The sequence below is a fragment of the Vibrio sp. 970 genome, assembly GCF_033339075.1.
The window spans coordinates 1-599 of sequence record NZ_JAWOTW010000538.1; the positions used below are offsets into that span (position 1 = coordinate 1).

Genomic DNA, 599 nt, shown 5'->3' on the forward strand with positions numbered 1-599 from the left:
GCCTGCCAACGACCAAATTGCCAATATGGGAAGATAGGCCACGAATTGGCTCGCACCACACGCAAATGCCCAGATGCTACATGGCATGCACACCATAAGCGCAATACGCATTACAGCTCGGCCACTTCCAAGGCGATGAGAAGCTCGAGTCGTGAGTAGATTTCCAAGAACACTCACGATTCCTAAAGCTGCGTACATCATGCCAATCCAACTTATCGACACTCCCGCGACATCTCGCATATTGAGCCCAATGAGATTGAACACACCAATACCACCACCTAAGCCAAAACACATAGCAGCAATCGCACCCAACGCTCCAGGAAGGCGAAATGCCTCTATAACGGGAGGTAATGTCATTAACCGCTCGTTCTGATCGTGAGGCTCTCTCATGCATCCCCAAACTAAGGCCCCAACAGCAAGTGCCGCCATCCCTAAAATGATAAAAGCTGCTCGCCATGATAAGAGCTGTGTGATCAGTGCGCCGATAGCAGGGCTGGTTATCATGCCTAATGTCAATCCAGCTTGCACCATCACAATCTGCCGCATCGAGCGCCCACCTTTTGCATCACCAGCCAACGCAAATGCGATTGGCAGCATTC

General features: G+C 51.1%; 1 protein-coding gene. It reads right to left on the reverse strand.

Features of this window, described 5'->3' with window-relative positions:
- A partial coding sequence (locus tag R7Q11_RS27735) for an MFS transporter (protein WP_225467178.1) occupies positions 1-597 on the reverse strand: 597 nt, incomplete at its 3' end.
- Between the last annotated feature and the right edge of the window lie 2 nt (positions 598-599).